Source organism: Paenibacillus sp. YSY-4.3 (assembly GCF_054767475.1).
This window is the reverse complement of record NZ_BAABMC010000004.1, coordinates 395,221-417,124: the sequence shown is the minus strand read 5'-3', so window position 1 is coordinate 417,124 and position 21,904 is coordinate 395,221. Positions and strand designations below refer to the sequence as shown.

At 50.1% G+C, this 21,904-nt stretch carries 21 protein-coding genes; 8 read left to right on the top strand and 13 right to left on the bottom strand.

From position 1 onward, the window contains the following. Positions 1-52 precede the first annotated feature (52 nt). Positions 53-877: a helix-turn-helix transcriptional regulator gene (locus ACYUJT_RS16270; protein WP_460324037.1), complete on the bottom strand. Its 825-nt coding sequence runs from the start codon at positions 875-877 to the stop codon at positions 53-55. A 130-nt stretch (positions 878-1,007) separates the two neighbouring features. Between ACYUJT_RS16270 and ACYUJT_RS16265 the strand changes: the two genes are divergently transcribed. After that, positions 1,008-2,294 (top strand): Gfo/Idh/MocA family protein, encoded by a 1,287-nt coding sequence (locus ACYUJT_RS16265; RefSeq protein ID WP_460324035.1) that lies wholly within the window; start codon positions 1,008-1,010, stop codon positions 2,292-2,294. A 716-nt stretch (positions 2,295-3,010) separates the two neighbouring features. On the opposite strand, the gene ACYUJT_RS16260 is transcribed toward ACYUJT_RS16265, so the two are convergent. From ACYUJT_RS16260 to ACYUJT_RS16240, 5 genes are all read right to left on the bottom strand, one after another. Continuing rightward, complete coding sequence (locus ACYUJT_RS16260) at positions 3,011-4,006, bottom strand: siderophore ABC transporter substrate-binding protein (RefSeq protein ID WP_460324033.1); 996 nt, start codon at positions 4,004-4,006, stop codon at positions 3,011-3,013. A 44-nt stretch (positions 4,007-4,050) separates the two neighbouring features. Next, a complete protein-coding gene (locus ACYUJT_RS16255; RefSeq protein ID WP_460324031.1) occupies positions 4,051-4,809 on the bottom strand; it encodes an iron ABC transporter ATP-binding protein in 759 nt (252 codons plus the stop codon). Then, positions 4,803-5,753: an iron chelate uptake ABC transporter family permease subunit gene (locus tag ACYUJT_RS16250; RefSeq protein WP_460324029.1), complete on the bottom strand. Its 951-nt coding sequence runs from the start codon at positions 5,751-5,753 to the stop codon at positions 4,803-4,805. The genes ACYUJT_RS16255 and ACYUJT_RS16250 overlap by 7 nt, the downstream gene beginning before the upstream one ends. Continuing rightward, the gene (locus ACYUJT_RS16245; protein WP_460324027.1) at positions 5,743-6,696 is read right to left on the bottom strand and encodes an ABC transporter permease; all 954 of its coding nucleotides are present in this window, start codon (positions 6,694-6,696) and stop codon (positions 5,743-5,745) included. The genes ACYUJT_RS16250 and ACYUJT_RS16245 overlap by 11 nt, the downstream gene beginning before the upstream one ends. Before the next feature lie 392 nt (positions 6,697-7,088). Then, on the bottom strand, positions 7,089-8,093 hold the full coding sequence (locus ACYUJT_RS16240; RefSeq protein ID WP_460324025.1) for a Gfo/Idh/MocA family protein: 1,005 nt from the start codon (positions 8,091-8,093) through the stop codon (positions 7,089-7,091). A gap of 163 nt (positions 8,094-8,256) precedes the next feature. Here ACYUJT_RS16240 and ACYUJT_RS16235 point away from each other — a divergent pair, with 163 nt between their 5' ends. After that, complete coding sequence (locus ACYUJT_RS16235) at positions 8,257-8,388, top strand: DUF4023 domain-containing protein (protein ID WP_460324023.1); 132 nt, start codon at positions 8,257-8,259, stop codon at positions 8,386-8,388. 97 nt (positions 8,389-8,485) lie between these two features. Here the strand turns inward: ACYUJT_RS16235 and ACYUJT_RS16230 are convergent, their stop codons facing one another. From ACYUJT_RS16230 to ACYUJT_RS16220, 3 genes are all read right to left on the bottom strand, one after another. Beyond that, on the bottom strand, positions 8,486-8,665 hold the full coding sequence (locus ACYUJT_RS16230; protein ID WP_460324021.1) for a hypothetical protein: 180 nt from the start codon (positions 8,663-8,665) through the stop codon (positions 8,486-8,488). Between the two features lie 119 nt (positions 8,666-8,784). Further along, positions 8,785-9,513, bottom strand: a complete 729-nt coding sequence (locus tag ACYUJT_RS16225) for a DUF6081 family protein (protein ID WP_460324019.1) — start codon at positions 9,511-9,513, stop codon at positions 8,785-8,787. A 30-nt stretch (positions 9,514-9,543) separates the two neighbouring features. Next, positions 9,544-10,464, bottom strand: a complete 921-nt coding sequence (locus tag ACYUJT_RS16220) for a UbiA family prenyltransferase (protein ID WP_460324017.1) — start codon at positions 10,462-10,464, stop codon at positions 9,544-9,546. Positions 10,465-10,640: 176 nt separating this feature from the next. On the opposite strand from ACYUJT_RS16220, the gene ACYUJT_RS16215 reads away from it, so the two are divergent. The 3 genes from ACYUJT_RS16215 to ACYUJT_RS16205 all read left to right on the top strand — a co-directional run bounded on the left by ACYUJT_RS16215 (position 10,641) and on the right by ACYUJT_RS16205 (position 12,286). After that, positions 10,641-11,147 (top strand): hypothetical protein, encoded by a 507-nt coding sequence (locus ACYUJT_RS16215; protein ID WP_460324015.1) that lies wholly within the window; start codon positions 10,641-10,643, stop codon positions 11,145-11,147. Positions 11,148-11,248: 101 nt separating this feature from the next. Beyond that, the gene (locus ACYUJT_RS16210) at positions 11,249-11,791 is read left to right on the top strand and encodes a helix-turn-helix transcriptional regulator (RefSeq protein ID WP_460324013.1); all 543 of its coding nucleotides are present in this window, start codon (positions 11,249-11,251) and stop codon (positions 11,789-11,791) included. A 123-nt stretch (positions 11,792-11,914) separates the two neighbouring features. Beyond that, positions 11,915-12,286 (top strand): hypothetical protein, encoded by a 372-nt coding sequence (locus ACYUJT_RS16205; protein ID WP_460324011.1) that lies wholly within the window; start codon positions 11,915-11,917, stop codon positions 12,284-12,286. A gap of 44 nt (positions 12,287-12,330) precedes the next feature. On the opposite strand, the gene menA is transcribed toward ACYUJT_RS16205, so the two are convergent. Further along, positions 12,331-13,278, bottom strand: a complete 948-nt coding sequence (gene menA / locus ACYUJT_RS16200) for a 1,4-dihydroxy-2-naphthoate polyprenyltransferase (RefSeq protein ID WP_460324009.1) — start codon at positions 13,276-13,278, stop codon at positions 12,331-12,333. Positions 13,279-13,529: 251 nt separating this feature from the next. On the opposite strand from menA, the gene ACYUJT_RS16195 reads away from it, so the two are divergent. Further along, entirely contained in the window at positions 13,530-16,196 is a 2,667-nt protein-coding gene (locus ACYUJT_RS16195; RefSeq protein ID WP_460324007.1) for a putative bifunctional diguanylate cyclase/phosphodiesterase, read from the top strand. 54 nt (positions 16,197-16,250) lie between these two features. Here ACYUJT_RS16195 and ACYUJT_RS16190 read toward each other — a convergent pair whose 3' ends face one another. Both ACYUJT_RS16190 and ACYUJT_RS16185 read right to left on the bottom strand, forming a co-directional pair. After that, a complete protein-coding gene (locus tag ACYUJT_RS16190) occupies positions 16,251-17,615 on the bottom strand; it encodes a diguanylate cyclase (RefSeq protein WP_460324005.1) in 1,365 nt (454 codons plus the stop codon). A 233-nt stretch (positions 17,616-17,848) separates the two neighbouring features. Next, positions 17,849-18,373, bottom strand: a complete 525-nt coding sequence (locus ACYUJT_RS16185) for a hypothetical protein (protein WP_460324003.1) — start codon at positions 18,371-18,373, stop codon at positions 17,849-17,851. A gap of 323 nt (positions 18,374-18,696) precedes the next feature. On the opposite strand from ACYUJT_RS16185, the gene ACYUJT_RS16180 reads away from it, so the two are divergent. Further along, positions 18,697-19,452, top strand: coding sequence for an SDR family NAD(P)-dependent oxidoreductase (locus ACYUJT_RS16180; RefSeq protein ID WP_460324001.1), 756 nt, complete (start codon positions 18,697-18,699; stop codon positions 19,450-19,452). A 208-nt stretch (positions 19,453-19,660) separates the two neighbouring features. Here the strand turns inward: ACYUJT_RS16180 and ACYUJT_RS16175 are convergent, their stop codons facing one another. Then, on the bottom strand, positions 19,661-20,737 hold the full coding sequence (locus ACYUJT_RS16175) for a YeiH family protein (RefSeq protein WP_460323999.1): 1,077 nt from the start codon (positions 20,735-20,737) through the stop codon (positions 19,661-19,663). 226 nt (positions 20,738-20,963) lie between these two features. Here ACYUJT_RS16175 and ACYUJT_RS16170 point away from each other — a divergent pair, with 226 nt between their 5' ends. After that, positions 20,964-21,896, top strand: a complete 933-nt coding sequence (locus tag ACYUJT_RS16170) for a LysR family transcriptional regulator (protein WP_460324201.1) — start codon at positions 20,964-20,966, stop codon at positions 21,894-21,896. Positions 21,897-21,904: the final 8 nt, after the last annotated feature.

Genomic DNA, 21,904 nt, shown 5'->3' with positions numbered 1-21,904 from the left:
TTTTGACTTTGCATGTACTGTCTAGCGTATATGGGATCGTGTGCCCCCCAGATTACACTTTGTTCTGCTTGCGGTACTGCAGCGGGGAACGCTTGGCAATTTGCTTGAACACCCTGCCGAAATGAGCGATGCTGTCAAAGCCGGTCTGCTCGGCGATGGCGGTTATTTTATCCTCCGTCTCCTTCAGCAGCGTCTGGGCTTCCCGAATTCGCACGTAGTTCAAGTATTCGATGACCGTGAACCCCGTCGTTTGCTTGAAAATACGGCATAAATACGTCTCACTGATGTAAAAGTGCTCTGCGATGCCTTCCAGGGTCAACCTCTCGGCATAATGGGCATTTAAATATTCGAGAATGCGATAAACCCTGCGCTGCTTCTCGCTCGATTCGGGCAGAACGGGCTCCGTGGCCGCCTCTCGCATGCGGCCGATCAGAATGAGCAGTTGAAGCAGCAGCGCCTGCAAATACGGTGTATAGTCAGTGGCAGATTCCCTTTGCTCGCGCAGCATATCATGGAGGATATCGACGATTCGCCCTTGTTCATGTACGTCCGGCCGCAGCAGGAAGCTCTCTCCCTGAAACAGCGGCAGCCCCCGGATGCCCAGCTCCAACAGCGGCTCTAGGAATGAATCCTCAAAGTTGATCAATATCCGTTCATGCGTAGAGCGGCCCTTGCTCGTTGTCCGGTGCAGCTGGTTCTTGTTAATGAACAGCAAGTCGCCGACCTGCAGGGCGTATATCCGGTCATTAACATAGTAATATCGCTCCCCGGCCAGCAAATAATAGATTTCGTAACTTTCATGAAAATGGTCAGAATCCATATTGAAGGTTCCGGTTCGCTTGATCTGCTCGACATCAAAAAAAGGTACGGTAGTCATAGAACATCCCTCGCCGCAAAATGAAGATAATATATGCATAGTTTATAACGAAATGACTAAGAAAAGCTTAGATTTTTGCATTTCATATACTATAAGATAGATTCAAATCAATGTAAATGGAGTGATCACCTTGTCCAAGAAGAAATATGTCATCGTAGGTGTCGGAGGCCGGGCTGAATTTTTCTATAGTGAGCTGATTACTACGTATAAGGAAACCTCGGAGCTGGTGGCGATTTGCGATGTCAACCAAACGAGAATGAACTACACGAACAAGCTATTGAAGGACAAATACAACTACCATGAGGTGCCGACATACAAGGCAGAAAACTTCGACCAGATGATCGAAGAAACGAAGCCGGATTACGTGCTGGTATGCACGATCGACCGCACCCACCATAAATATATCATTCGCGCCATGGAGCTGGGCTGCGACGTCATTTCCGAGAAGCCGATGACCGTGGACGAGGAGAAATGCCAGGAAATATACGACGCCATCGAGCGGACAGGCCGTGATCTGCGCGTAACGTTCAACTATCGCTATGCTCCTCATAATACGAAAATCCGCGAAGTCATCATGGACGGTACGCTGGGCGAAATTCTGTCCGTCAATTTCGAATGGCTGCTGAACACCCAGCACGGGGCCGACTATTTCCGCAGATGGCATCGTGACAAACGGAACAGCGGCGGACTGCTCGTGCATAAATCTACGCACCATTTCGACCTAATGAACTTCTGGCTAGACTCCAAGCCGGATACCGTATTCGCGATGGGCGACCTGCGCTTCTACGGCAAGGAGAATGCCGAGAAACGCGGAGTCACCGAATTCTATCAACGAGCCTATGGCAGCAAAGCTGCTGAGAACGACCCTTTTGCCCTGCATCTCGACCAGAACGAGCATTTGAAGAGCTTGTACCTCGATGCCGAGCATGAGGACGGGTATCAGCGCGATCAAAGCGTGTTCGGGGATAATATCAGCATTGAAGATACGATGAGCGTCATGGTGAAATACAAGAACAAAACCGTCATGAACTACTCGCTGAACGCTTACCTGCCTTGGGAAGGCTTCATCATCGTGTTTAACGGCACGAAGGGGCGTATGGAGGTACGGGTTACCGAGCAATCCTATGTCAATTCAGGCGGCAAGAAAGAAAACGAAGGCGCACTGGAGGGCATGGACATCACGGTCTATCCTCACTTTGCCGAGCCTTACAAAGTTGAGGTAGAGCAGGCATCCGGCGGTCACGGCGGCGGCGACCCGGTCATGCTGCGCGACATCTTCGACAAGAAGCAGGAGGACCGTTTCAACCGTGCCGCCTCCCATATCGACGGCGCCATGTCCATCATGACAGGCATTGCCGCCAACCGCTCGATCCGCACCGGACAGCCGGTAAAAATCGACGAATTGTTCAAGATTTAGAAGGATGAAAAGGCCTTCGCTGCAGAGCACTGCGGCGAGGGCTTTTTGGTATTATTAGGTCACGTTTTTTTAATGCGAACTCCCTGTATGCTGGTGCTAGCCGAAATCACTATTAAATATAGAATCATCCGTCTTTCCCTCCAATAAATTAAACTACTAGAAGGTCAGGATAAGGTAATTAGGCAACTAGGTAACTAGGTAACTAGATGTATTTCCTGCAGTTAGTTCATCGGCCTTGGCTGTATTAGAGGAAACTAACTGTAAAACCTACATTTAGTTTTAAGTTATTTCGACGAATTAGCTCCATTCAGGCAAACTAACTGCATGTTTTGCATTTAGCGCATGTATTTTTGATAAAAGAGCTTAACTAGATGTATAAAATACATTTAGATTTTAAATGGCCTAGTAAAAGGATGGATGGCCGCAGCAACCAGTTTATTAAGCAAGGGGACGCAGCAGCACTGGTACTACGCATGTTAGGGTTGGTTGGCTGAATCTAGCTGTTACGCTCGAAAAAAACGATCAAAGAAAGGTTACTTGAGCTTCAGGAAGGCGACTAGCCTCGTCAAAAAGCAAAAACCCTCCAAACATCTGGAGGGTCCTGCATTATATTCTACTACCGCAAGCATTCAACTTCTGCTTAATTTATTTCCGTTTAATCCTACTCGCTACCTATTAGGTATCTATTCGGTATCCACTCGGTATCCACTCGCTATCTACTTGATGCCTTCTTGGACTTCTTTCGCCATCTCCGGTACAGAGATCAATCCGCCGCCGGATAGGTACCAATAGCTGGCATCAAGATAGATGATTTTGCCGTTTTTGTAGGCATTCGTCTTCTTCACCAAATCATTCTCGACCAGCTTGGAAGCCGGTTCTGCTTGCGTGCCTGCATCGCTGACCACAGAATCACGGTCGACTACGAACAGGTAATCCGGATTTTTCTCCGCTACAAATTCGAAAGAGATGCTCTGTCCGTGCGTAGACACTTCAAGCGTATCGTCTGCAGGCGCAATCCCGAATTCATCGTGAATAATTCCGAAGCGGGAGCCTGGGCCATAAGCACTCACTTTACCGCCGTTTGTCAAAATAACAAGTCCCTTGCCTTCACCTGCAGCAACTTGCTCGTTGATTGCCTTAACGGAATCCTCGATCGCTCCCCATTCCTGATCCACTTCGGCTTCTTTGCCGAAAATTTGTCCCAGAATATCCAGGTTCTCTTTCATGGATTCCAAATACTTCGCATTATCGACGCCCAAGTAAATCGTTGGGGCAATTTGGCTCAATTCATCATAAGCTTCTCCCGTACGCCCGGAAATAAAGATCACTCCCGGCTTCATCGCATTCAGCTTCTCGAAATCCGGCTCTTTCAAAGTACCCACGTTAGTATATTTGGAGTCCTCATATTTCTTCAGGTGAGGCGGCAAATTGGATTGCGGCACCCCTGTCACTTCTACACCCAGCTTATCGAGCGATTCCAGCGTACCGTAGTCAAACACGGCGATATTTCCGGGATTCTTCTTCAGCGTTGTCGTTCCAAGCTGATGCGTAATCGACAGCTCCTCGTTCTCAGCCGGAGCTTCCGCCGCAGGAGCCGATGCTTCAGGCGCATTGCCGGTATTTGCCGTGTTATTACCTTTATCCGCGCCACAAGCCGCCAGGACGAATACGAAAACCAAAGACACAACCAGTAAGGATAATTTCTTGTTCACTTCAAATTCACCTCATCATTATATTCGCGATGGTCGCCCATCTGTTATGTGAAATAGACGCAAATCTTATTGCCCCCGATCGTTTCGATCGGAATGTCCATGTCATATACTTCCCTAAGCACATCTTGATCCATGATTTCGTCGGTCGTCCCCTCTTTGACGATTCTTCCGTCCTTCAGAGCCACGATATAATCCGAATAACAGGATGCAAAGTTGATATCATGGATGACGAGCACCACCGTCTTGCCCAGCTCATCTACGAGCCTGCGCAGCACCTTCATAATCTGCACGGAATGCTTCATATCCAAATTATTGAGCGGTTCGTCCAGCAGAACATACTCGGTATTCTGGGCAATGACCATGGCAATAAACGCCCGCTGCTTCTGGCCGCCGCTGAGCTCATCCAGGTATTTGTCCTTCATCGGTTCAAGATCCATGTAAGCGATAGCCTCATCGACATACTTCAGGTCTTCCTTCGTTAGCTTCCCTTGCGAGTACGGGAATCGCCCGAAGCTGACCAAATCCTTGACCGTAAGCCGAATGTTGATATGGTTCGATTGCTTCAAAATCGAGATTTTCTTCGCCAGCTCGTTGCTTTTCCAGCTGCCGATTTCCTGGCCGTCAATGACAACTTCGCCCTCATCCTTCGTAATTAATCGGCTAATCATCGACATAAGCGTGCTCTTGCCCGCTCCGTTCGGACCGATAAACGAGGTGATTTTCCCTGGGGCGATGTCGACGGATACGTTGTCGACTACCTTTTTGCCGCCGTATTTCTTTGATACTCCCCTGACCTTTACCACGATTTGTTCTCCTTCAGCAGTAGATAGATAAAGTAGACCCCACCGATAAAATTGATGATGACGCTAAGTGAGGTGGAGAAAGTAAACACTCTTTCCACAACCAGTTGCCCGCCGACTAGGGCGATGATGCTGATTAGCGATGCCCCTGCAATCAACTGCTTGTGGCGGTACGTGTTCAGAAATTGATACGCCACGTTGGCCACGAGCAGCCCAAGGAAGGTAATCGGTCCGACCAGCGCCGTCGAGATGGAGATGAGAATCGCCACCACGATTAGCATTCGCTTCACGACATAATCATAGCTGACTCCCAAGTTGACGGCATGATCCCTACCCAAAGCCAGAACGTCCAGATATTTATTGAACCTGGCAAAATAAATTCCAGTCAGGAACACCCCCGCCAAAGCGAGCAGCAAAATGTCCGCATTGACGTTGTTGAAGCTGGCGAACATTTTATCCTTTACAATCAGGAACTCGTTAGGATCGATCAGTTTCTGCATGAACGACGACAAGCTGGAGAAGAACGTGCCAAAGATTAAGCCGATCAGCAGCAAATAATAAATGTTTCGGCCTTCCCCTCGGAAGAGCATCTGGTACAAGAGCAGCGCGAACAACACCATGAACCCTACCGCCATAACGAATTGCAGGTTCTTGCTCATCAACGTCAGCGCCGTTGAACCGAGAACAAACACGATGATGGTCTGTAGGAGCATATACAATGAATCCAAGCCGATGATGCTCGGCGTGAGGATACGATTGTTCGTAATCGTCTGGAACACGACGGTAGAAAATGCAATGGCCGTTCCTGTGAGGAGGATGGCGATCAGCTTCTTGCCTCGTTTAGGGAGGATGTAGTCCCAATGGCCGCCTGCATCGATCGTCATGAACAAGACCGCAAGCACGATCGCGAGAATGGCCAAGACTGCTATTTTTGTTCTAATGCTCATATGTCTTTCTCCTCATTAGCAAGTACAGGAAAATGCCGCTGCCGATAACCCCCACGGTCAGGCCGATGGGCACCTCATACGGGTAAATAATGACCCTTCCCAGAATGTCACAGGCCAGAACGAATACAGCACCTAGCAGCGCCGTATCCGACAGGTTCTTCTTCAGGTTGTCCCCTTGGAAGATCGTCACTAGATTCGGAACGATGAGGCCAATGAAAGGAATCGAGCCGACCGTCAGCACAACGACTGAAGTGACCAGCGCCACAATAAAGAGCCCTATATTGACGACCTGCTTATAATTCAGGCCAAGATTGACGGAGAACTCTTCGCCCATGCCCGCAACCGTAAATTTATTCGCAAAAAAATAAGCCACGGCTACAAGAGGTACGCTTATGTAAAGAAGCTCGTACCGCCCCTGCATGATCATGGAGAAATCGCCGAACAGCCATGCATTCATGCTCTGAATCAAATCATATTTGTACGCAAAAAAAGTCGTCGCTGAGCTTACGATGCCGCCAAACATCAACCCGACCAGCGGAATGAAGATCGAATCCTTGTATTTCACCTTATCGAGTATTTTCATGAAGATAAGAGTGCCAAGCATGGCAAATACGAAGGCGACGGCCATTTTGCCAAGCGGTCCCGCAGAGGAGAACAGAAGCATCGAAACCATGATGCCGAACCCTGCGGAGTCCATCGTTCCCGCTGTCGTAGGCGAGACGAACTTATTGCGCGTCAGCTGCTGCATAATAAGACCGACGATGCTCATGCTTACCCCGGCGATAATAATGCTGATCAGTCTAGGGAACCGGCTAATCCGCATGATTTCCCACTGTTCTGGATCAAGGCGAAGCAAGTCCGCCACTGAAGTCGTCTTGGCTCCGATTAAGAGCGAAACTACGGATAATACGATTAGCGCTGCTATTAGATATGTCTTTTTCATTTCAAGTCCTTAGTCTCGTTCCCCTGGCCAGAGGAACTTAATGTCACTGCCGGCAAGACCATTGCTAATAATGATATTCATTATCAATTAGATTAAATTATACATATTCCTTTCCAGCTCTGTCAACCATTTAAATTTTGAAATTTCCCTAAGTACAAGGCCTGAAGCAGGCTCCTAGCATTCCAGCTGATGAATCTCCCGTCTCTGGAGTTGCCTTCACCCGTCCGGTCCGACTCGAAAAGTTGCATAAAAATACATACCATTCTCAATTGCCTTCTCCATGTGCTAGCAAAATATAAGCAAAAAAATAGCTTGCAGGGTTCATCCTCTGTTTCAAAGGACTACATCTGCAAGCTGCACTTACGATTAAAGGCGGGACCTATATGCCCTTCCTATTTCAAACTGATTCGGCGGTGTTCCCGCGCCGACGCCAACGCCGCTTCGAGGACACGCATGCCTTGAACGGCATCCTCGGGAGTGAAGCGCTGCGGCTGTATTCCGAATACGGCCTTGGCCAGATCATCGACCTCCATGGCGTAAGGATCAGCCTTGTCTTCACGGCCCTCCACCCGGCTCTCGCCGCGGATCGTTACCGTATAGGAGGCATCCTCGTCATCCCCAACTGTAAAAGCATGCGGGATGTCGATGCGACCTTCGCTGCCCACAATTTCCAGCAGCTGGCGATGCTCCGTCCACATGCCGCAATCGAAGGTCAGCGCCACGCCATCGGCGAATTCCAACATCCCCGCCGCCATCATATCCACGTCGTAATGCTTATCGGAGAATTGCGCATGCACGGTTACCGCCTCGGGCTCCTGCCCGAGAATGAAGCGCGCCGCGCTGATGGGATAGCAGCCTACATCGTAGATCGCGCCCCCGCCCCATTCCGGCCGCAGCCGAATATTGTCCAGATCCTCGGCGTTGTTGTAAGTGAACGCGCCGCGGATTAACCGCAGCTGTCCCAGCTCTCCGCTCGCTATGATTTCCTTGATTCGATGCCAGCGTGGATGATGACGGTACATGAACGCCTCGGCTAGAACAACCCCCTCCCGCTTGGCGACAGCCGCCATCTCCGCGGCCTCCGTGCTGTCCATCGCCAACGGCTTCTCGCACAGTACATGCTTGCCCGCCTCCATGGCGCGAATCGCCCACTCTTTATGTAAATGATTAGGGAGCGGGATGTATACGGCCTCAATGCTCTCATCCTCAATCAGTTCCTCATAGCTGCCATAGGCTGTCGTTATGCCGAATTGCTCGGCAACCGACCTGCTCTTCTCCAAATTCCGGCTCGCGATCGCGGCCAGAACGCCGTACTCTGACTTTTGAATCGCTGGCATAACATCTTTTATGGCTATCCCAGCACATCCGAGTATTCCAAAACGAAGCTTTTTATCCATGGTCCGGTTCCCCTTTCTTGTCTACTCTCCCCCATTGTACAACCGTCTATATCCAAGTACAACGAGCAGCCATGCAAAATGCAGCTGGCCCATCATGGGAATCCCCCTATTTGGACATAGTAATGGAGCAGCATGACCTTGCAGCAAAGGAGGCGAAGCCAAGATGGACAGTACGCATGAATTCGTGGAGAAAGTGCATGACAAGCAAGAGAAGGATCGCCGCAACAAGGAGCGCTACGGCAAAGGCAATCCCGCAGGCCAACTGGTCAGCAAGCCGCATAGCACGCAAAAGTAAATTTTCAAAAACCTCAAGGGGCCGCTCCCCGGCATTTGCCGAAGGTAGGGGCCCCTTGGATTAGTCATGCTCTGGCCAGATGCAGCTCAGAAATGAGCTATTGTCGCTTCTCGCTGGCAATATACTCATTCGGAGTATCGCCGCCATGTGTGTCATGGTTCTTGAACTGGCTCAGACGGCCGTTGCCGCCCTCTCCGTGGTTGCCCAAGGTCTGGTTCTGCCCGTTGCTGCTGCCATTCCCTTTGGGCTTATGAATATGCAAGTTGGGATCCGCCATAATCAAACGCCTCCTATTCGAAATGTCCTAACCTACTGAAGACTGAAGATTAGAAACTAAAATCAGCTGTCTCCGTTAAGGTTCGACATTGAGGCGTGTTTTATACGGCCGAACGTTCGTTATTCCTTGATCGTCACCTTCACCGGTGAATACTCGCCAATCACGGTCTGTCCATGCACGGACACGCTGCCTTCCGGCGTTAGATCCTTCTCCGTCATAATACCGAGCGCAATCGTAAATTTATTGAATTTGACCGGAACACCCGTTTCCCGGCGGACTTCATTCCCGTTTAGATAGAAGATAACCTCGTCATCGGCACGGTTATAAGTAATTTTGTAGTTATTGAACTCCCGTGCCTTGAAGTCAGTGTCCTCCTTAAATACGCAGAAGAACCGCGTCTTATCGCTTGGCGGCACCTCGACTCCCGGGAAAGGAAGCACCGCATACACGGTAGCGTACTTATCGTTGCCAGCAAAGAAATCCAGCGCTGCCCCGGTCGTAAAATCCAGAAGGTTCAAGGACACGTAGCCGTCATAAAGGTCGCCCGGCACCGTATTTTGCGTCCGCGCCCGGATATCCAGCTCAAAGCTGATTTCCCCGTTCTCCGGCACTGCAATTTCCTCTACAGAGTAATACATATGCTTAGCATTATCCAATATTTGCACGTGGTCATGCTTCCGGCTGAGCGGGGCGCGTACATACAGTATGCCGTTGCGTACGATAACTACCGCGTCCGGCTCGCGGTATTCCCAGAACGTGCCGTCCGGCAAGGGGAAGCCGCCGATTTTCCACACCTGTCCTTCATTCAGTATCGTATGAAAGTCGCCAATCACCCGTTGCTTGTCCATTTGTATCGTCTCGCTTTCTTCATGTTCTTATTATCGCAAAATCCCCTGAATCAAAAGCGCCGCTATCATCACGAGCCCGCAGCGCACGGAAGCCTGCAAAGAAGCCCCCATCAGCGGCAAATAGGCTGCCGGAGCGTTGTGCTCCTTCAACCTTCCGTAGACCCGGTAGAGCGGAATCGCCGTCAGCAGCCCAACCAGCGCATATACCGGCAGTATGCCCGTTGCGATGCAAAGCAATAAAAAAGCATACGCCAATATCAGCAGCAGCTTGGAAAAGCCCAACGCCCGCTGCTCGCCCCACACGACGACCAGCGTATTTTTACCCGCCTGCTTGTCCGCCTGCCAGTGCAGAAAGTGATGATTGAACAAAACCAGCGTAGTCAACAGCCCGATCGGCATCGACAATAGCGCGGAACGCAAGCTCAAATCCCCAGTCTGCACATAATAAGAGCCCATAATGGGCAGGACGCCGAAGGATAATAGAATCGCTACCTCGCTCAACCCTTTGCCGCGGTAACCGAACTGAATCGGAGGCGCCACATAGAAATAAGCGATCAACCCGCCAAGACCACCGAATACAAGCACTGGCCAACCGCTGTACAGGCTGAGTACGACGCCGCACAGCACGCCGAGGCCTAATAAAGACCAGGTCAGCCGCGCAAAGGTCTTCTCGGACATAATACCTCCAGCCAGAAAGCCGGAATTGGTGGAAATCACCTCCGGTGTATTTTTTGCCGTAGTATCCGCGCCGCTCCGGTAATCCCACAGATCATTAATCATGTTCGAGAACAGATGCGCCGCTCCCGCCCCGATCAGTGTGATGATGAAGAGTACCGGATGAAATTCCCCTTTCCATACAAAAGCGCCCAGCGCTCCAAGAAAAACAGGAATAAGCATGACGGGAATGACCTGAAACCGGGATGCCTTTCTGAACAATGTCCATTTATTCATCCTCCGCCTCACGCTCCTCCAGATAAAATGATAAACCAAAACCGTACATATTAATTATACATGAACTATTTTGCTAGACCAAAGTCCAGTTTTTTTCTTCCCCAGAGACCGAAGATGGCGTTAAATTAATGTAGTATGCTAAACGTAATTCAATACATATGCAAAGGAGATTCAATATGAATCGAATGTCTTGGCTTGGACCGTTAATGATCTTAGCGGGCGTTTACTTGTTTTTCTTCCAAAAAGAAGCGATATCGATGGGCAGCCTGTTCGGCAATTTCTGGCCTACCCTGTTCGTCATTCCGCTAGGCCTTTTCTTCCACTGGATGTACTTCTCCATGACCGCTCGCCGCGGCGTCGGCCTGCTCATTCCCGGGGGCATTCTATTCACGGTCGGCATCGTCTGCCAGCTCTCTACTCTGTTTGACAGCTGGGGATATTTATGGCCTGGTTTCATCCTCGCTCCTGCCGTTGGCCTATTTGAATTCTACTGGTTCGGAAACCGGAATAAATGGCTGCTGATTCCAATCAACATTCTAGGGGTGATGTCCTTGCTCTTCTTCGTAATGATCTCTTTCAGTGCGCTGTACAACCGCATGGTATTCGGACAACCGGTACTCGCGATTGCCTTGATCGCCATCGGCGCGGGAATCATGTTTGCCCCAAAAAGGAAAAAATTTTAAAACCGTTTGACAATAGGTTAGTCTCCTTTATATAATCATTTCTAATATATCCAACGTTGGATATTTTACTTCATCTCTAGATCACAAAGGATGATGATAAAGTGACTAACCTGATTTTGCTCGCTCTTCTGCGGGAACGGCCAATGCACGGCTACGAACTCCAGCAGCTCATCCAGACGAGCCGTATGGATACCTGGACGAATCTGCTGTCAGGCTCCATTTACTACGCCCTCAACAAAATGGAGCAGGACGGTCTACTGCGTACGGAAGCGGAGGAACGGACCGGCGCGCGCTTGCGCAAAATATATGCGATCACTGAAGCCGGAGAGGAAATGTTCCAACAGATGCTGCGGCAATCGCTGACCATAACCCCACACTCCGTCAAATCGGATTTTTCCCTCGGCTTGTTATGGCTCGAGCATCTGCCGGCAGAGGAAGCCCTCGACCTGCTGCAGCAGAATTTACACCAGTTGGAAGAGACGCTCCAGCTTTGGCGCGTCGGCAGGGAAATTAAAGGGCAATACGGCCTTTCGCCTTTTTCCGAGGCCTCCTTTGACAACGCCATGGCGCTGCTGGAGCTGGATATCCAATACGTGAACCGCATTATCCAGCTTGTAGAACAAGGGCAGGCAGCCGATACCTAGGCTGCGGCTGCAACAGCAAGAAGCCTGCACACGGCACAACAAGTGTCCATGAATGCAGGCGATTTTTCACCTAAATACCCAACATTGGATATATAACATTGACTAAGAGGAGTGAGCATGAATATGAGCTTTTTAATTCAGGCAAACGGATTGGCTAAAGCCTATAAGAAACGGGGAGTCGTGAAAGACATTAGCCTGACCATTTATCCCGGTGAAGTCGTTGGGATCAAAGCTTCCCGCTGCTGTTCACTAGCGAAGCCTTCTACAGCCTGCAGCATGCCCCGGAATGGATTAAGCGTTGAATCTCGCCTTCGATCCAGCAGGTTCGTTACCGGGTTACAGCATGTCCATACTTCTCCTGGCCATCTTCACCGTCATCAGCCTCGGAGCTGCTGTTCTGACCTTCCGCTGGGACAACGAAGCGCCGACACGCCGAGGCCCGGTTGCAAAATTCTCAGGCAGCAATCCATCCTAGCTGCCGCCGGCCGGCATTGAACAGCATGTTGAACCAACGCCGCCCCGATACCGGCGCCGCTCCATTACAGCATCATGACCGCGGCGAGACCGAGGGCGACGATGCGGGCGGCATTGGTCAGCATAAAGTTCTGCACTGACAGGCCGAAGGTAAACTGCTTGGTCGGCTGGTCGGCGAACCGTTTCATATTTTTACGAACCGGAAGGAGCGTCAAAAGCACAAGTACAACAATGACTGGATGAACGCGAAGCGCACACAGCACGATCAGATCCAAATAAGCGGCGTAATAGAGCATTTTAAACAGGATAATAGCATTTGAACGTCCGATATAGACGGGAAGTGTGTATCGCTTATTCTCGATATCTTCCTCCATATCGCAAATATTGTTCGCCAGCATAATGTTGGCGATGCCGAGAATTGCCGGAATAGACACTAAGAAGACCAATATAACCTCTACAAGCTGAACCTCCAGCACAAGGGCCCCTCCAGCAAGCGTTAAGGAAGCAAAGCGTTCTCCGACATGAATGTAAGCCGAGATATAGATAATGACAAACCCCATGAACAGCCCCGAGAAAATTTCCCCGAGCGGCATGCGCGAGATTGGAATCGGTCCAAAGGAATACAGAATCCCTACGGCAAACGACAATCCCCCGAGCAAAAGCAGCAGTAATCCGACCTTCAGGAATAAAGCGATGCCAGCGCCTACAGCCAGTGTCAGCAGAGTCGCGATGACCGCCACCACGGCGGACGGCTTGATGTCGTACTGTACGATCGCATTATGAACTTCATAGCCGTAGCCATGCTTCTTGACCGCTTTCCGGTAATCGTAATAATTATTGTTCGCCGTAGTCGCCATATCGAAGCTAAGCAGTGAAACTAGCATCAATACGAAATGATAGGCATTGAACTGCTGAAACCGGAACAAAGCATATACCGTGCCGAACAAGAAAGGAATCATGCTGGCGACTTTCGTCTGAATTTCCACCAGTTTCAGAAATTTATGGATCGACATACGTACCACCACCCTTTTAGACCATCTCTAGTTTGGTTTCCGAATCAATCTGGTCCTTAAAAAGATGATATCTCACATTTTAAATATTTACTGTTTCATAAGTCATTGACACGCTTCCATTTTCATTCCATAGTCCTAATATCCTAGGCGACATTACTGCTGATTTTCCGCAAAAAAAGAGGGTTTTCCTCGAACTATGCCGAAATGTAGGTATTACGGATTATTATTTCCTCCGGGGGAGGATTAACATGATGACCATAAGAAGACATTTCTCTTATACAACAGGCATCATCCTTTTAGCGGGGCTAGGATTGGCACTGCTCAGCGAATATCATCCTCTTCACTTGATCTTTGGCATTTCGCTCGTATTTACGAATTTAATACTGCTCCTTCTCGCCCGTTTATATGGTACAGGCTGGGGGCTATTCACTGCAACGCTCGTCTATGCCGTGTCCATTTTTGTATGGGGCAATCCGCTTTTTCAAGGGGTTCTTTGGTTAGAGATCGTCTTTTTATGCTTATCAACGCATTGGAGGAAACGTATCCGGTCCACGATCGGGGCAGACTTCATTTTCTGGGTAGCGGCTGGCATCCCGCTTTTCTTCCTTCTGTACTATTTATCCTACCGCGGTATTTCGATAGAGACATGGCTTATGGCGGCCATCTGCATCTCAAATGGATTGTTCAACGTACTGCTGGCAGATGCCATTTGGGAATACCTCCCGAGTAAATATTTTTACATGCACCGGTCAGACCGGGGCAAGCCCATCTATTTAAGCAGGCTGCTGTACCATATCTTATTTCTTGCTATTGCCCTGCCGTTCGTGTTCTACCTGCTCATTAACAGCAGAAATACATACGATTCCGTACGTTATAATGCGCTGCAGGTCGCTCTGCATACTTCGAACAACATTTCCAGCGAACTTGACCGCTGGGGCCCGGATGATATCCGCAGGCTCGAGCATCCCGGACAAGGCCGCCTCCAGGAGCTGCAGCAGGTTATCGATTTCTTCTCAGCGGACCGGAGCTATCATATTATGGTGCTCGATCCTCGGCATGAACAAATCGTTGCAGATACCGGAGATGATTTCACTCAGCACTCCATAGCCAAATTTCTGCCTCTGACGACCAACTCGATTATCCAAGGTGATTTTTACCTGCATATGCCCGAGAAGCGACTGCGGCTGCTGCCGAATCAAGATTGGCAGGAGGCTAGCTATATTTACGGAACGACCCTGAAGCGCGTGCCCTTCATTCTATACGTGATGGTTCCCTTGCAGCCGTATCAGGAGCAAATCTATGGCCAGTATTTAACACAGTTCATTTATTTGCTGCTGTTCATGACCGCGGCCGCGGTCGCCAGCAGATGGGTTACCCATCGCCTGGTTCGGGGACTGTCCGAGCTCGCCGACATTACAACTGGCCTGCCAAGCAAGGTATATCATCTGCGCAGCCTCGAGTGGCCGGAGAGCCGGATTTATGAAATCCGTTCGCTGACCGTGAACTTCCGGCAGATGACCAACAAATTGCTAAGCATGTTCCAGGAATCGCTTACGAGCAACCAGCTCCTTCAGGAACAGACCTTCCAATTGCAGCAGTCCGAGAAGAAACTGCAGGAGCTGGCCTATTACGACGGCCTGACCGGACTGCCCAACCGTCTGCACTTTACGGAGTATATCGGTTCCCTCGGCACCCATTACGGACCGGATCATTCCTTTGCCGTCATGTTTGCCGATTTAAACCGTTTTAAGCAGATCAACGATACTTTAGGCCATGAGACAGGCGATATTCTTCTGCAAAAAGTAGCCTCCCGCTTCACGCTGCTGGTTACCGACCAGCTCCGTGTATTCAGACTCAGCGGAGATGAATTCGTCTTTGTCTATCATTTTAACGATACCGCTTCCGTACAGCAGGCGGCTCAAGCGATCTGCGATGCGCTCAATGAGCCGATTGTGATCAACGGCGTCGTCCTGTACGTCTCCGTAAGCATCGGGATTAGCATATATCCTTACGACGGCGATAATCTTGACTTGATTATGCGCAATGCGGATATCGCCATGTATGTAGCCAAAGAACAAGGGGACAGCATCTATCATTTCTTTGATCAAATGATCGAGAATCAGCGCTCCGAGAACATGAAGCTGGAGAACAGCTTGCGCAGCGCCCTTTTAACGGGACAGTTCTTCCTGAATTATCAGCCGAAAATCGACGCGCATACAGGACGCATCAGCGGTGCCGAGGCATTAATTCGCTGGCTTCACCCGGAATATGGGTACGTCCCTCCTGATAAATTCATACCGCTGGCCGAGACGTCGGGAATTATTATGGATATCGATGAATGGGTAGTCACCGAGGCATGCCGTCAGAATAAAGTCTGGCAGGAGCAAGGGATGCCGCGTTTTCCGATCGCAGTCAACCTTTCGGCTCGGCATTTCTATCAAGGCAATTTGATCGGAATGATTTCCCGTGTACTGAAGAAGACCCGGCTTGACCCAAAGGATCTCATTCTCGAAATCACCGAGGGCTCGCTAATCAAAAGTGCGGAATATGTCATTAAAGTGATGTCGGATTTGCGTGCGATGGGCATTACCATTTCACTGGACGACTTTGGAACTGGCTATTCGTCCCTGAGTCAGCTCCAGCGCCTGCCGATCCATGAGATGAAGCTGGATAGGTCATTCATCCAGGGGCTGGCCCATGATCCGAAGAAGTCGGCCATCGTACGCGCCGTCATCGAGCTCGGCCATCATATGGATCTGAATATCGTGGCCGAAGGAATCGAGTCGAAGGAAGAACTGCACTACCTGCGGAACCTGAAATGCGATCAATTCCAAGGCTATCTGTTTAGCGGCCCATTGCGGGAAAAGGAGTTTACCCGGTTCGTAAAACATTGGGAAGGACATAAGTTCCTCGGATGACCGCAAAATAAACAAACCTCGCCATTTGGCGAGGTTTAATTTATATGTCCGCGTTTATGCTTCATGTGAAGCCACGCCTTCCTGCTGTGATAAATACTGGCGCACTCTGCTCTTCTTGGCGCCGTACATCGCCTCATCCGCCTGCCGGATCATTTCCTCCAGGTCCCCGGTGCCGCTTGGCGCTACGCTGAAACCGATACTCGCTCCGGCGGTCAGCCGATAACCCTGATACAAATATCCTTCGGACAAGCTCTCTTTAATGCGGTCGGCCACCTTAACCACGCGGGTTTCGTCTATATCTACCAGCAGCACGAGAAACTCGTCGCCGCCGAGGCGGCACACCATGTCACGCTCGCGCACAATGCCGGTTAATCTGCTCGCAATGTCTTTTAACAGCAAATCTCCCGCATCATGGCCAAAGGTGTCATTCACTTCCTTGAAGTCGTTCAGATCAATAAAGAGAATCGCCAGCGAAAGTTTGCCCTTGCTTGCATATTCCTCGAACCGCTTGGTGAATAGCGTGCGATTCGGCAGCCCCGTCAGCTCGTCATGGTAAGCAAGATGCTCTATCTTCTCCTCCATCTGCTTCCGATCAGTAATATCGATCATGACCCCTTCCAGACGTACCATATGGTTCAAATGGTTAAAATACGGCGTACCGCGGTTTTGCACCCATTTTACCGTCCCGTTGCGGCAGATAATGCGATATTCGCTTACCGCGCTGCGCCGGCCGATAATCATCTCCTGTTGAAATTTATGAAACAGCTCCTCATCCTCGGGGTATATCAATTCATCGGACTGATTCGAATTGCTCCTGAACGATTTTGCGGAGAAGCCTGTCAATTGCTCGAAGCCATCCGACACATCCATTTGCATCGTGCTTAAATCTAGTGTCCATATGCCGATGGAGACGCTGTCCAGAATCGTTCTCAGCCGTTCTTCGCTTTGTCCCGCCCGGCGCCAAAGACTGCGCGTCAGCTTCGTATGGATGACCGAGAATGCCGTAATAAACACGCCGTAAGAAATTAAATAAGATACTTCCCGGCCCTGCAGTCCAGGAAAGAGCACCTCATGGTAGGCAAAGAAAAAATACACCGAAAAAACGATAAACAAAATCCCGGATAGGAGCACCGCCCGGAAGTCGTGATAGAATAAACTCAGAAGAGGGACAAGGGCCATGAATATAAAATTCGGCAGATAGGGATCACCGGTTATCAAAAAGTAGAAAAACACAAAGAGGAAACACACGGTCAACAGCATCGTGAAAGTGGGCCAGCGTCTCTGCATGACCACTCCTGTCAGAAGCGTCAGCAAAATCAGTCCGACCAGAGGATATACCGGAGCCAGCTTCCCTTCGACAAGCAAGCTAATGAGATTGGCGGCGGCAAAGAATCCCCATAATATTTTCAGCATCAGCATGTTTTTTTGATGAATGAGTTCAGCTTCTTTATGCATTCATTTCACTCTTTTCCTTGAATAGGCATAATGAACTACGTGTTAAATTATAGTATACCTGATCAGCATTTTTTTGCTAGACGCTTCTTAAGAAATGGACATCATTAACAAAGGGCAGCGCCCCATCCAGCTTCGGCCTGGATAGGGCGCTTATCTTCCTATCTATACTATTATCTTTTTGCTATAGGATGCTTTGCTTATGGTATATACTGCTGCACCATTTCCACGATGATGCCGTCCTTCACTGTAATATGGAAAGGAAAATCGCGGACATCAATCCATTCCGTATCCTTGAGGATGCTCTTGAACTGCTCCAAAGCAACCTGCTCGTTCCAATGGATATCCATATCCTCCACATCCCCAGTACGGTCATAAATCTGCATGAGGATTTTGACATCGTCCGCCACCTTATAGCTCGTCAGGTCATGATCCTCATTCACGATATAGTATCCGTCCGGCGGCCCATCGATTCCTGCATCTGGCTCATGCTCCAGAAAGGCCTGCTCAGCAGCCTCCCCTTCATACCACTCGATCTCATCCGCGGTCAGCTCATGATCACCGTCCGCTAGGGCTTTTAATTGCTCGATATATACGACCTTAGTGTCAGGTGTCTGCTCGACCGGCGCATATCGCGGCTCCGCAGCCCCGGAACTGGACGTACTAAACGAAGACATCACTACGATAAGGACTAGAGGGATCATTACGGCCAACCATTTTCTCATCATTGCGTGCTCCCGCCTTTCAAGTCTTCGAGACATAAAAAGTCTATACCCTTCTATAACCATTCTCAGCTCGTTCAAACTTAAATGAAATGATTTCAACCTAATTATATGTTTTTGCGGCAGTAAAAGGGTCTCAATTGTGTTAAAAGGGATGACAATTTTTTATTTATTTGGCCTTTGTCCGCAAGCTTGTTCTCAAATTCACAAGTAATATAGTATAATCTCATAGATGAGATTTACTAGGTCGTTCGAACTACATAAGAGGACGTGCCGCATCAGTACTGAATAGAACATACGAAGTTAAGTTAAAAGGAGCCCTGATTATGATGACAAGTAACGGTAAACAGCAGAAATTTGCCCTCATTACGGGTGGCAGCCGCGGCATCGGCAAAGCGATTACGCTGGAGTTCGCCAAATCCGGCATCCATGTCATGATCAATTATTACGGCGATGACAAGGAAGCCGCCGATGTACAGCGCCAGGCCGAAGCCTTTGGTGTACGCGCAGAGGTGTTCCATGCGGATGTCAGCGATCCATCCCAGGTCAAGGAGATGTTCGCGGCGATTGACGAGCAGTTCGGAAGGCTGGATATCCTGGTGAACAACGCAGGTATTGCCCAAGCAGTAAAAGTCACCGAAATGACCGATGAACAATGGGATCGCATGCTTAAAATTCATCTTTACGGCGCCTTTTACACTTCCCGTGAAGCAGCATCCCGCATGCTGGCGCAAAAGGCCGGAAAAATCATCAACGTTACTTCCGATCTGGCCAGCCAAGGCGGTGCCGAGCTTGCGCATTACTCGGCAGCAAAGGGCGGCGTCACTGCTCTGACGAAATCGCTGGCTAGAGAGCTTGCCCCTTTTGTGCTCGTTAATGCGGTCGCTCCGGGCGGCACCTTCTCCGATGTCCGTTCGTCGCTCGAGGAAGGCTCGCAGAACAGTGATTCCCGGCATTTGCTCGGCCGGCTGGCATTCCCTCAGGAAATCGCCAGATCAGTGATGTTTCTTGCTTCGGACGACGCTAACATTTACACGGGCCAGGTGCTGGGAGCCAACGGCGGCAGCGTGATGAACGGTTAATGAGCATTAAGCCTGGGCTTATTGCGGAGTCCGGGTCATAGATCAAAAAAAGTCGGGTATATCACGAAAGAGGGATGTACCCGACTTCTTTTGTCGAGACAATTCATTTTTGCAGGAAAAAGAGGGAGAGAAAAAGACATGATCAGAGTTTGTTCGACTGGGGTGGACATTTGTAAGCAGAACTCATTATTCATCATTTATATAACCGTTAGTTCAGCCCAAGTAGAAACACTGTTCCATAACCGAGCACCGACAAACCGACCGACCCGAGGAGCCCTGCCCAGAAAGGCTTAATCCCCAGCCGCCGAAAAACGGCCAAATCAACCCCAAGCCCAAGCCCGGCCATGGCGATTGCAATCAGCAAGTAAGCGGCCGCGACGATCATGCTGACTACATTGCTAGGAATAACCCCCAATGTATTCACTCCGCTCATCAGCAGAAATCCAAGGATAAACCAGGGGTTTTGAATCCTCTGTTTGCTTTCCTGGGCCTCTGGCTGGGCATTATAGCTTGCCGTTTGCCGAGCTTGCCGTTCCTTGTGCCGCATCCACATACCCAGCCCAAGCGATACCGGAACAAGCATGGCTACCCGCGCCAGCTTAACGACAACGGCGATATCCTCAGCCTCGCTCCCTGCAGGCGCCGCCGCCGCGATGACATGGGCTATTTCATGCAGCGTAGCTCCTGCGAATACCCCATAGCCGTGAGCCGACAACCCCATCACAGGATACAGAAGGCTGTATGCTAAGGTGAATATGGTACCGAGAATAGCAACGACAGCCGCACCTATAGCCGTCTCTTCGTCCTTGGCCTGTACCTGTGGCGCTATGGCTACAACCGCGGCAGCTCCGCATATCGCGGTTCCGCAGGCGGTCAGAAGGCCGAGCTTGCCGGAAATCTTCATCCATTTGGCCAGGCTGGCTACGACAGCGATCGTAAATGCAATATGGATCACGGCCATAACAAGCACCTTGGGGCCTGCTTGAATAATGCTCTGTAAGTTAAGCCTCATCCCGAGCATAATAATTCCGAGACGAAGCAGTTTTTTGCTGGAGAAAGAGATGCCGCCCGCAATACGCTCGGGAACGCCGACGGCAGCCCTCCAAACTAATCCAAGCATAATGGCGATCACGAGATGTCCCATTACGCTTAACAGCGGCAAGTAGGATAAATACTTCGCCGCCACAGCCAGCAGCACAGTCAATCCGATGCCCTGCACAAAACCGATGCCTTGTCTCCGTTTGAACGGTACAACTTTCGTCTGTGACTGAACAGTTTGTGCCATAAAATCACTCCATGCCCGTATTGTCGAAACCAGCGCTGATTCATGTTTACTATAAATCCATGCGCGCCGGATGTGAAATACGGATCTGCTATCCGAACCATAAGCAAAGCTGATGATTCAAGTGTTATCATATATCCCTCGAGCAAAATGAACTGATCATGGCGCCAGCAGATTGAGAGTCATCTCGAAGAAGGCTACAATGGGATTATTGAAAGGGGAAGTGAATATGATCGTCGACACCCTGCGTGTCTTTGTAACGGTTGCGGAACAACGTCATTTCTCAAAGGCCGCAGAGCTTCTGAACATGTCCCAGCCTGGCGTAAGCCAGCATATTCGCAATATGGAGAACGAGCTCGGCACGAAACTGATGCTGCGTTCGCCCAAGCAGGTGAAACTGACAGAGGAAGGGACTATCCTATACCGGAAAGCTAAACAGATTATAAACCTGTACGAGGAAGCGAAGCAGCAAATCCATCTGCTGCATGAAGTGGTTACCGGCTCGATTCAAATCGGCGCCAGCTTCACGATCGGGGAATATATTCTGCCACGGCTTCTCGCTAAATTCGCCGCGCAGTATCCTGAGGTTGATCTGCAATTGACCATTGGCAATACAGAGGAAATCGTGGCGGGAATCCGCTCCAATGATCTGGATCTTGCGCTCGTAGAGGGCACTGTGGATGAATACCCTGATTTAATCATCACTCCTTACATGCAGGATGAAATGATTGTCGTAGCGGCGGCGAGCCACCCGCTGGCTTCTGCAGCGGCATTGGAGCCGGCCGATTTGGCCGATCAAAACTGGATTATCCGCGAGACCGGCTCGGGCACCCGCGCCTTTAGCGATCATTTCCTGCAAGCGAACGGCTTGGTCGCCAAGCGGTCCTATGTATTCAATAGCAGCCAGGGAGTTAAAGAGGCGGTATCGGCAGGCCTGGGGATTGCTGTGCTCTCCCGCCTGACCGTCCGTAAGGAGCTGGAGAACAGGGATCTCTGCGAACTGGCGGTAAGCGGCCCGGCCATGAAGCGGGAGCTGTCCGTTATTCGCAACAGACAAGGCTCCCTCACCTTGGCGGCGGAAATGTTCCAGCGGGAAGTACAAGAGCGGCGGCAGGCAGCGGAGTGGATCTGCGATATACCCGAGCTGACCGATCATCCTTAGGCTCGAGG

Excerpts from the sequence above, each read along its gene's own strand:
- ACYUJT_RS16270 (WP_460324037.1), bottom strand. The coding sequence starts at position 877 with ATGACTACCGTACCTTTTTTTGATGTCGAGCAGATCAAGCGAACCGGA.
- ACYUJT_RS16250 (WP_460324029.1), bottom strand. The coding sequence starts at position 5,753 with ATGAGCATTAGAACAAAAATAGCAGTCTTGGCCATTCTCGCGATCGTG.
- ACYUJT_RS16245 (WP_460324027.1), bottom strand. The coding sequence starts at position 6,696 with ATGAAAAAGACATATCTAATAGCAGCGCTAATCGTATTATCCGTAGTT.
- ACYUJT_RS16240 (WP_460324025.1), bottom strand. The coding sequence starts at position 8,093 with ATGGATAAAAAGCTTCGTTTTGGAATACTCGGATGTGCTGGGATAGCC.
- ACYUJT_RS16235 (WP_460324023.1), top strand. The coding sequence starts at position 8,257 with ATGGACAGTACGCATGAATTCGTGGAGAAAGTGCATGACAAGCAAGAG.
- ACYUJT_RS16230 (WP_460324021.1), bottom strand. The coding sequence starts at position 8,665 with ATGGCGGATCCCAACTTGCATATTCATAAGCCCAAAGGGAATGGCAGC.
- ACYUJT_RS16225 (WP_460324019.1), bottom strand. The coding sequence starts at position 9,513 with ATGGACAAGCAACGGGTGATTGGCGACTTTCATACGATACTGAATGAA.
- ACYUJT_RS16220 (WP_460324017.1), bottom strand. The coding sequence starts at position 10,464 with ATGAATAAATGGACATTGTTCAGAAAGGCATCCCGGTTTCAGGTCATT.
- ACYUJT_RS16215 (WP_460324015.1), top strand. The coding sequence starts at position 10,641 with ATGAATCGAATGTCTTGGCTTGGACCGTTAATGATCTTAGCGGGCGTT.
- ACYUJT_RS16205 (WP_460324011.1), top strand. The coding sequence starts at position 11,915 with ATGAGCTTTTTAATTCAGGCAAACGGATTGGCTAAAGCCTATAAGAAA.
- menA (WP_460324009.1), bottom strand. The coding sequence starts at position 13,278 with ATGTCGATCCATAAATTTCTGAAACTGGTGGAAATTCAGACGAAAGTC.
- ACYUJT_RS16195 (WP_460324007.1), top strand. The coding sequence starts at position 13,530 with ATGACCATAAGAAGACATTTCTCTTATACAACAGGCATCATCCTTTTA.
- ACYUJT_RS16190 (WP_460324005.1), bottom strand. The coding sequence starts at position 17,615 with ATGCTGATGCTGAAAATATTATGGGGATTCTTTGCCGCCGCCAATCTC.
- ACYUJT_RS16185 (WP_460324003.1), bottom strand. The coding sequence starts at position 18,373 with ATGAGAAAATGGTTGGCCGTAATGATCCCTCTAGTCCTTATCGTAGTG.
- ACYUJT_RS16180 (WP_460324001.1), top strand. The coding sequence starts at position 18,697 with ATGATGACAAGTAACGGTAAACAGCAGAAATTTGCCCTCATTACGGGT.
- ACYUJT_RS16175 (WP_460323999.1), bottom strand. The coding sequence starts at position 20,737 with ATGGCACAAACTGTTCAGTCACAGACGAAAGTTGTACCGTTCAAACGG.
- ACYUJT_RS16170 (WP_460324201.1), top strand. The coding sequence starts at position 20,964 with ATGATCGTCGACACCCTGCGTGTCTTTGTAACGGTTGCGGAACAACGT.